We start from the raw sequence: 9,205 nt of genomic DNA on the forward strand, positions 1-9,205 counted from the left end.
CGTCGCAGGAAAGCCGATCGACCGAGAAGGACTTGATGACCGACATCGACGTTTCGTCACGCCCGTTACCCCTGGCCCCGGCCTCGTCCCCGGCGGCCGGGCCGCCCGTGCCCGGCTATCCACGGGACAGCCGCATTCCGGAGCTGTTCGAGGCGCAGGCCGCGGCGCGGCCGGACGCGCCGGCGGCCCGGCACGGGGAGCGGGTCGTGACCTACGGGCAACTCGACGCCCATGCCGACGCCTTGGCGGCGCGCCTGATCGCGCACGGCGTCCGCCCCGGTGAGCTGATCGGCGTGTGCGGCAGCCGCTCGCTGGAGGCGCTGGTGGCGCTGCTGGGCATCCTCAAGGCCGGCTGCGCGTACGTACCGCTCGACGACGACCTTCCGCCGTCCCGGTTGCGGGCCATGGCCGAGGACGCGGGGCTGAGCGCCGCGGTCACCCTGCCGGGCAGTACGCGCCGCGTGCGTGGTCTACGCGCGTCGGTCGAGGTCGGCTCCCTCGACGGGGCCGTCGGCGACCCCGCGCTTGCCGCCGTCGACCGGGCCGCCGCCCCCGCCCGTACCGGCTCCGCGAGCGACTGCGCCTACGTGGTCTTCACGTCCGGTACGACCGGTCGCCCCAAGCCGGTCGCGATACCCCACCGGGGCGTGGTGCGCCTGGTGCTGTCCGACCCCGAACTGCCCCCGCCCACACCGGCCGACGGGGTGCTGCACGCCTACGGCCTGTCCTCCGACGCCTCGACGATCGAGATCTGGGGCGCGCTGCTCACCGGCGCCTGCCTGGTCATCGCCGACCGGGAGGAACTGCTCTCCCCCGCCGCACTGGAACGGCTCTTCCGCGCGGCGGACGTCACCGTGGCCTATCTGACGACGAGCGTCTTCCACCTCGTCGCCCGGACCCGCCCCGAGGCGCTGGCCGTGCTGCGCTTCGTCTCCGCCGGCGGGGAGGCGATGGACCCGCACCTCGCGAACGCCGTCCTCGCGGCCTGCCCCGGCACCACGGTGGTCAACTTCTACGGCCCGACCGAGAACGCCGTGGTCTCCACCGCCCATGTGCTGCGCCCCCTGCCCGAGGACGCCGCGCACGTCCCCCTGGGCCGCCCCTTCGGCGCCTCCACCTGCCACGTCCTGCGGTCCGACGGCTCGGTCGCGGAGCCGGGCGAGGAAGGGGAGCTGTACGTCGGCGGGGACGGACTGGCCCTGGGCTACCTCGGCGACCCGCGGCTGACCGCCGAGCGGTTCGTCCCGCTGCCCGCCGTGGAACCGGGCGGACTGCTGTACCGGACCGGCGACCGGGTCGTGCGGCACGCCGACGGCCTGCTGGAGTACCGCGGACGCCTCGACCGCCAGGTCAAGCTGCGGGGCGCACGCGTGGAGCTCGACGAGGTGGAGGCCCGATTACGGGCCCACCCCGAGGTCGGCGAAGCCGTCGTCGAGGTCGAGTCGGGCTCCCTGACCGCCTACGTCACCGCCGCCGTACCCGGCCGGCCCCTGCCGCTGCCCGCCCTGCGCGCCTACTGCGCCCAGTGGCTCCCCCCGCAGGCCGTCCCCGCCCTGGTGCCCATGGAGCACTTCCCGGTGACCAGCGGCGGCAAGGTCGACCGCACCCGGCTGAAGGCCACGGCACCGCTCATATCCACCATGGGCCCGGAGGAGACGGACGAGCCGAAGGTCGAGGGCCTGCTCGACGTCCTCACCGAGGTGTGGCATCAGGTGCTGCGCGTACGCCCCCTGCCCCAGGACGACTTCTTCCTCCTCGGCGGCGACTCCCTGCTCGCCTCGGAGGCCGTCACGCGCACCCTCGCCGTGCTCAGCCTCGACGCCGCCCTGGGCTCCACCCTGATCAGGGCCCTTTTGGCCACACCCACGCTGGAGGGCTTCACCGCCGCCGTGCGCGAGGCGCGGGGCGGCTTCGGCGGGACGGCAGGACCGGAACCGGCCGTCGACTTCGTCCGGGAGACCGAACTGGGCTTCGCCCTCCCTGCCGCCGAGGGCCCGGCCCCGTGCCCGCAGGACCCGAAGGACGTGCTGCTCACGGGCGCTTCGGGGTTCGTCGGCGTGTTCCTGCTGCACCGTCTGCTGCGCTCGACGGCCGCCCGCGTCCACTGCCCCGTACGGGCGACGAGTCCGGCCCACGCCGAGCAGCGGGTGCGCACCGCGCTCGCCCGCTACGGGCTGCGCCTCGACGAGGCCGAGTGGCAGCGCGTGGAGTGCTTCCCCGGCGACCTGACCCAGCCCGGGCTGGGGCTGCCGGCCGGACACGCCGCCGAACTGGCCCGCCGGCTGGACCTGGTCCTGCACAACGGCGCCCGGGTCAACTTCCTCTACCCCTACGAGCAGTTGCGCCCGGCGAACGTCGACGGAACCCGGGAGGTCATCCGTCTCGCGGCACCCCGCCGCGTGCCGGTGCACTTCGTCTCGACCGTCGCCGTCGTCGCCGGATTCGGCACCGCCGGGGTACGCGAGGTGGACGAGGACCTGCCGCTCGCCCACGCGGACGGGCTCACCATGGGCTACGCCGAGAGCAAGTGGGTCGCCGAAGGAGTGCTGCGGCGGGCGGCCGAACAGGGCCTGCCGGTGGCCGTGTACCGGCCGTACGAGGTGACCGGCGACCGGGTGAAGGGCGCGTGCAACACCGAGACGGCCATCTGCTCGTTGTTCAAGACGATCGCGGAAACGGGTGTGGCCCCCGACATCGACCTGCCGATGGACTTCGTCCCCGTCGACCACCTCGCCGAGTCCGTGGTCCACATCGCCACCCGCCGGCCGGCCGACGGCCGGGTCTACCACCTCACCAACCCCCGCCCGGCGATGCTGTCGGACGTCCTGGACCGGATGCGCGCGGCGGGCTTCACCCTGCGCACGCTGCCGTACGACCGGTGGGTCGGCGAGCTGGTGCGCCACGTCGCCGAGAACCCGACGAGCGCCACGGCGCCTTTCGTGTCCCTGTGCGTCGACCGCAGCCGCAACGCCGACATGTCCGTCAAGGAGATGTACCTCAAGGACACCTTCCCGGTCCTGGGGCGGCGCAACGCCGAGGAGGCGCTGGCCGGCAGCGGACTGCACTGCCCACCGGTCGACTCCGCGCTGCTGGACCGGTACCTGGAGCACTTCTTCACCTCCGGCTACATCGCACGGCCCGAGGGATCGGAGCACACCGCATGAGCCACCCCGAGGCCCTCGTCCCCGTCCCGGAGGTCGAGCCCGGTACCGCCGGACCGCCGTGCGCCTACGCCCGCCTGCGTTCCGAAGCACCCGTCGTCAAGGCACAGCTTCCCAACGGCGAGACGGGCTGGCTCATCAGCCGCTACGAGGACGCACGCGCCGCGTTCGCCGACCCCCGGCTCGTACGGCCGCTGCTGTCGGCCTGGCCGCCCCGCGAGGGCGACGACGCCCCGCCGCCGTGCCTGCCGACCTTCCTGGAGATGACCGGCGCGCACCACGAACGCGTGCGTCGTACCGTTCTGCCGATGTTCGGCCGGAAACGGCTGGAGTTCATGGGGCCCCGGATCAGGACGATGGCCGAGGAACTCGTCGACGCGATGGTGGCCGGGGCGCAGGACGGCACGGCGGACCTCGTCGCCGCCTACGCCGATCCGCTGCCGCTGCGCGTGCTGTGCGAGACCACCGGCCTGCCGTACGAGGACCGCGAGATCTACCTGCCGCACACCCTCGCGCTCCTCGGCGCGTCCGGGCTGACGATGGAGGAGGTGCTCGCGGCCCTGTACGCGCTGCAGGACTACGCCGGCGAACTCATCGCCCGCAAGAAGAAGGACGGCGAGGGCGAGGACTACATCCAGCTGCTGCTGGCGGAGGCCCGCCGGCCGGGCGGCGAGCTGACCCGGGACGACGTCGTCAGCTTCGTCGTCACCATGCTCATGGCGGGCTACAAGACCAACATCCAGCACACGAGCAACGCCCTGCTCGCGCTGCTCACCCACCCCGACCAGCTGCGGATGCTGCGCGAGGCGCCCGAGAGGACCGCCACCGCGGTGGAGGAGCTGCTGCGGTACGTCCCGCTGATGAACGCCATCAACATTCTCGTGGCGACGGAGGACTTCACCCTGCACGGGCAGCACATCCGTGCCGGTGACGCGGTCGTCCCCGTGCCGGCGTCCGCCAATCGCGACCCGGAGGCGTTCGCCGAGCCCGACCGCCTGGACCTGACCCGGACCCCCAACCCGCACATCGCGTTCGGGCACGGCCCCCACGCGTGCACCGGCGGGCACCTCACCCGCATGCAGCTCGCCACCGCGATCCAGGTCCTGCTGGAACGGCTCCCCGGCATCGAACTGGCCGTGCCGGCGGAGACCATCCCCTGGGACGAGTCCACTCCGCTGCGCGCGCCGGCCCGGCTGCCCGTGCGCTGGTGACGTCCCCGCTCAGCCGGCACACCGCCGACCACCCCAGGAAAGAGGACCGCACCCCGTGACCGCACCGCACGCGCCCGCGTCCGAGGACGCCGCGCCCGACGAGCCCCTCCCCCACTACCCCTTCAGTACCAGAGGCGACCGGCTCGCCCCCGAGCTCACCGAGCTCCGCGGCCGCTGCCCCGTGGCCCGGGTCGGCACCAACTCCGGCGACCAGGCGTGGCTGGTCACCGGCTACGAGCTGACCCAGCACGTGCTGCGCGACCGGGCCTTCGCCCGCTCCGTGCTGGCCGAGGCCGACAGCCCGGGACAGGACGCCCCGATCCTGGCACCCGAACTGCTGGACGCCATGAACCACCTGCAGAAGGCAGGCCTGCGCGACGAGGTGCTCAAGGCCCTCGGCCGCAACCAGCCCGAGCTGCCCGCCGACTGGGTCGAGGCGGTCACCCGCGAGGGCCTGGACGCGATGGTCCGGGAGGGCGGCCCGGGCGACCTGCAACGCCACTTCGCGGAGTGGGTCGCGGGGCAGTGCATGTGCCGGCTGCTCGGCCTGCCCTTCGAGGACCACGCCTGGCTCGCCGTACGGGCCGACCTGGACCTGACCATGGTCACGCCCACGCACGAGGAGCTCGCCCGCAACTGGGAGGAGATCCGTGTCTACATGCACGAGCACATGGCCGCCCGCCGCCCCGGCGAACCGCGCGGCCTGGCGGACCGGCTCGCCGACCTCAACGCCGCGCACCAGGGCCTGACGGACCGGCAGCTGTCGAACATCGTGGCCGTCCTCTTCGTCAGCGGCTACGAGGACTTCGCGAGCTTCCTGGGAGTGGCGGCGTTCAACCTCCTCCAGAGGCCCGACGTGATGGACGCGGTGCGGGCCCGGCCGGAGACGATGCCGCAGTGCGTCGAGGAGCTGCTGCGCTGCAGCGTCGTCCTGGGCAACGCCATCCCGCGCTTCGTCACCCGGGACGCACGGCTCGGTTCCGCGCACGTGAAGGAGGGCGACATGATCCTGCTCTCCCTGGACGCGGTCAACTACGACCCGGACGCGTTCTCCGACGCCGAGACCTTCGACCCCACCCGCTCCCCCAACCCGCACCTCCGCTTCGGCTACGGCCGTCACCACTGCCCCGGCGCCCACCTGGTCCGCCGCCAGTCCGACGCGGCCTTCCGTGTCCTCCTCGACCGCCTCCCCGGCATCCGTCTCGCCGTGCCGCCGGCGGAGGTCCCCTGGCACCCGAATCGCATGGCCATCATGGCGGCCGGAATCCCCGTGACCTGGTGAGTCCCGCGAGGGCACAAGCCTGAGGCGGCCACGGCCGGAGGGCCGTGGCCGCTGCCCGGCCGTGGCATCGGACGCATCCGTTGCCGACAGGTGACCGCCGGACTCAACCAGCGGTCACCGCCCCGGCCTTGGGGGCCCGGCCGAAAAGGGTCACCAGCAGGGCGCCGATCGCCAGCGCGCCGCCCAGCCACATCACCGACCCGGTCCCGAAGCCGTCGGCCACCCGGCCGCCCACCATGGCGCCCACGGCGATGGCCGCGTTGAAGACGCCGACGAACAGCGAGGTCGCACCCTCGCGCGCCTCCGGTGCGGCCGACGCCAGCCAGGTCTGCGTGCTCACCGACACTCCGCCGTACGAGACGCCCCAGACCGTCAGCAGGAGCACGACACCCCAGGTGGACACCCCGAGCGTCGGCACCAGCAGCACCGACACCGCCAGCACCGCACTGATCACCACCAGCGTGCCCTTGGTGTTCCGCCCGGCCCGGGCACCGGCGAGGAAGTTGCCCGCGACACCGGCGACGCCGTAGATCAGCAGCAGCGTGCCGACGAGGCTCGCCCCGACGCCGGAAACGTCTTCCAGGACCGGGCGGACGTAGGTGTACGCGGCGAAGTGGCCGCACACCAGCAGGGCCACCACGGCGAGGCCCGTCGCCACCTCGGGCTTGCCGAACAGCCGTATCACGCCACCGAGTCCGACCGCCCGCCCGGCGGGCAGCGGCGGCAGCAGGACCGCCATCGCGACGGTCACCAGGAGCGCGAGCGCGGCGACGGCGACGAACGCCATGCGCCAGCCCGCCCATTCACCGATGTACGTGCCCGCGGGAACGCCGAGCACGGACGCCACCGCGATGCCGCTGAAGACCAGTGAGGTCGCGGGCCCGGCCCTGTCGGGCGGCACCAGGCGGCCGGCCAGGCCGCCGGCGAGCGACCACACGCCGCCCATCCCGATGCCGATCAGGACGCGCGCCACCATCATGACGGTGACGTCCGGCGACCACGCCGCGAGCAGGTCGGCGGCAGTCAGCAGGGCCATCAGGCAGCAGAGCACCAGCCGCCGGTCCAGCCCGCCCACCGCCGAGGTGAGCAGCGGAGCGGAGAGGGCCGCGACGATCCCGGTGACGGTGAGGGTCAGGCCGGCGGTGCCCTCGGTGACGTCGAGCGCGTCCCCGATCGGGGTGAGCAGGCCCACCGGGAGCATCTCCGACGTGACGACCGTGAAGGTCCCGGCCGCCACCGCCACGACGGCCGGCCACCCCCGCGCCGCCGGCTTCCCCCGGGCCGGGGCCTCGGGGGTCATGTGATCAACTTTTGCCATGCCCCCAGCCAACTCCGCCGTACCAGGGGGAACAATCGCGAAGTCCTCATGCGTCTATGAGGTGGACTAATCGATGCGGTGTCAGATGCCGGCGCCGCCCGGGGACGGGCCCGGGGGGGGCCGGCACGCGAGGGAACGGGGCGCGGGGACCATGACGGCAGGCGAGGCCACGGGGCCCCGGACGGCGCCGGGAGGGGAGCGCGGACCGGCGAGCGGCCTGGAGATCCGCGAGCTGGAGTGCTTCCTGGCCCTCGCGGAGGAACTGCACTTCGGGCGCGCCGGGGAGCGGCTGTACGTCTCGCAGGGCCGGGTGAGCCAGCTCCTGCGCTCCCTGGAGAGCCGCATCGGCGGCCGCCTCGTGGACCGTACGAGCCGGCGCGTCCGGCTGACCCCCCTCGGCGAGGACTTCCTCGGCAGCCTGCGACCCGCCTACGAGGCGTTGCGCGCCACGGTCGAGGACGCCCGCATCGCCGCCCGCGGCGTCGCCGGCCGTCTGCGGGTCGGCTTCCAGGGCAGCGCCGACGACGCCTTCATGGCCGTCGTCAGCCTCTTCGCGGACCGCTACCCGGACTGCTCCACCGAGATCACCGAGGTGCCGCTCTCCGACCCGTTCGGGCCGCTGCACCGCGGCGAGGTCGACACCGCCGTCGTCCTGCTCCCGATGGCGGAGGAGGACCTCGTCCTCGGGCCGGTCTTCTCCCGCCAGCCGCAGCACCTGGCGGTCTCCCGGCGGCACGGCTTCGCCGGCCGTGCGCACCTGTCCGCGGAGGACCTCGCCGACGCCCCCCTCATCGGCGTCCGGAGCCCGGCGCCCGCCTACTGGCGCGAGGCCCAGGCGCCCAGCCGCACGCCGGCGGGCCGCCCCGTCCCGCCGGGCCCGATGGTGTCGACCCTCCAGGAAGGCCTCTCCCTCGTGGCGGCCGACCGCGGCGCGATGCTGCTGTGCCCCTCCACCGCTGAGTACCACCGCCGCCGCGGCGTCGCCTACGTCCCGGTCACCGGGCTGCCGGAGTCGGCGCTGGGACTGGTCTGGAACCGGGCACACGAGAACGCGCGCATCCGGGCGTTCGCGGAGGCCGTGGGCGAGGCGCTGGCCTGAACCCCGCGGGCGCCTTCTCCGGCTACCTCGCGCTCCTGTCCGGGTGACCGGATCGATCAGGATTCGAGAAGCGCGGATCACGGAGCCGCACCTACCGTGGAGCCCCGGGCCCGGCCACCGGCGTGTGCGCCGACCGACGGAGAAGGCGGCCCCGCCCAAGAGATGGAGTCACGATGAGCACGGCCAAGAAGAGGGACACGCGGTCGCCCGCGCCGCACGATGCCGACAGCCACGATCTGATCCGCGTGCACGGCGCGCGCGTGAACAACCTCAAGGACGTCAGCGTCGAGATCCCCAAGCGCCGGCTGACGGTGTTCACCGGCGTCTCCGGCTCGGGCAAGAGCTCGCTGGTGTTCGACACGATCGCCGCGGAGTCGCAGCGGCTGATCAACGAGACCTACAGCGCCTTCGTGCAGGGCTTCATGCCGACGCTGGCCCGGCCCGAGGTCGACGTACTCGACGGGCTGACGACCGCGATCATCGTCGACCAGCAGCGGCTGGGTGCCGACCCCCGCTCCACCGTCGGCACCGTCACCGACGCCAACGCGATGCTGCGCATCCTCTTCAGCCGGCTCGGCACGCCGCACATCGGCCCGCCCAGCGCGTACGCCTTCAACGTCCCCTCGGTCCGGGCGAGCGGTGCGATCACCGTCGAGCGGGGTGCCAGGAAGGCGGTGAAGGCGACGTTCACCCGCACCGGCGGCATGTGCCCGCGCTGCGAAGGCCGTGGCGCGGTCTCCGACATCGACCTCACCCAGCTCTACGACGACTCCAAGTCGATCGCCGAGGGCGCGTTCACCATCCCCGGTTACACGGGGGGCGGCTGGAACTCCCGGCTCTACGGCGAGTCGGGCTTCTTCGACCCGAAGAATCACCGCAACGCTATGACCTGCGCAAACATGCAGACGGCCGCTTCCGTGGCTACTTTGATGGCTACTTAGGTTTCGCGCGCCTACTCCACACCCGAACAAGGACCCCAGCGTCGCATCGTCGACCGTCCTGGTTCACCCGGTTCCCCAGGAGGACAGGAGGGCGCGTGGGTGCCCGCCGCGCAGGTGTCGGCCCAGCTTAGACGGTGTCTTGATTGGTGGTAGTTCGTTGGGTCGAGCATGGGGATAGTTGAGCGGCTGGTGC

The 9,205-nt window shown here is 73.1% G+C and carries 5 protein-coding genes and 1 pseudogene; 5 read left to right on the forward strand and 1 reads right to left on the reverse strand.

Going from position 1 to position 9,205, the window contains the following annotated elements:
* Positions 1-35: 35 nt before the first annotated feature.
* Genes IE295_RS26195 through IE295_RS26205 form a run of 3 tightly spaced genes read left to right on the forward strand, consistent with a single transcriptional unit; the run spans position 36 to position 5,654 of the window.
* Positions 36-3,164 carry an amino acid adenylation domain-containing protein gene (locus tag IE295_RS26195; protein WP_190066230.1) on the forward strand — a complete coding sequence of 1,043 codons (3,129 nt, stop codon included), beginning with the start codon at positions 36-38 and terminating at the stop codon, positions 3,162-3,164.
* Complete coding sequence (locus IE295_RS26200; RefSeq protein ID WP_190066231.1) at positions 3,161-4,372, forward strand: cytochrome P450 family protein; 1,212 nt, start codon at positions 3,161-3,163, stop codon at positions 4,370-4,372. The genes IE295_RS26195 and IE295_RS26200 overlap by 4 nt, the downstream gene beginning before the upstream one ends.
* 55 nt (positions 4,373-4,427) lie before the next feature.
* Positions 4,428-5,654 (forward strand): cytochrome P450, encoded by a 1,227-nt coding sequence (locus IE295_RS26205; RefSeq protein ID WP_190066232.1) that lies wholly within the window; start codon positions 4,428-4,430, stop codon positions 5,652-5,654.
* 103 nt (positions 5,655-5,757) lie between these two features.
* Here the strand turns inward: IE295_RS26205 and IE295_RS26210 are convergent, their stop codons facing one another.
* Positions 5,758-6,954 (reverse strand): MFS transporter, encoded by a 1,197-nt coding sequence (locus IE295_RS26210; protein ID WP_224323325.1) that lies wholly within the window; start codon positions 6,952-6,954, stop codon positions 5,758-5,760.
* 169 nt (positions 6,955-7,123) lie between these two features.
* Here IE295_RS26210 and IE295_RS26215 point away from each other — a divergent pair, with 169 nt between their 5' ends.
* Both IE295_RS26215 and IE295_RS26220 read left to right on the forward strand, forming a co-directional pair.
* A complete protein-coding gene (locus IE295_RS26215) occupies positions 7,124-8,071 on the forward strand; it encodes a LysR family transcriptional regulator (RefSeq protein ID WP_190066234.1) in 948 nt (315 codons plus the stop codon).
* Positions 8,072-8,244: 173 nt separating this feature from the next.
* Positions 8,245-8,937 (forward strand): annotated as a pseudogene (locus IE295_RS26220) (P-loop NTPase family protein); the annotation flags it as partial.
* Between the last annotated feature and the right edge of the window lie 268 nt (positions 8,938-9,205).

The organism is Streptomyces griseocarneus (assembly GCF_014655595.1).
GTDB classification, from domain to species: domain Bacteria; phylum Actinomycetota; class Actinomycetes; order Streptomycetales; family Streptomycetaceae; genus Streptomyces; species Streptomyces griseocarneus.

Bases quoted from the DNA above. Each gene is read 5' to 3' on its own strand.
- IE295_RS26195 (WP_190066230.1), top strand. From the start codon at position 36: ATGACCGACATCGACGTTTCGTCACGCCCGTTACCCCTGGCCCCGGCC.
- IE295_RS26200 (WP_190066231.1), top strand. From the start codon at position 3,161: ATGAGCCACCCCGAGGCCCTCGTCCCCGTCCCGGAGGTCGAGCCCGGT.
- IE295_RS26215 (WP_190066234.1), top strand. From the start codon at position 7,124: ATGACGGCAGGCGAGGCCACGGGGCCCCGGACGGCGCCGGGAGGGGAG.
- IE295_RS26210 (WP_224323325.1), bottom strand. From the start codon at position 6,954: ATGACCCCCGAGGCCCCGGCCCGGGGGAAGCCGGCGGCGCGGGGGTGG.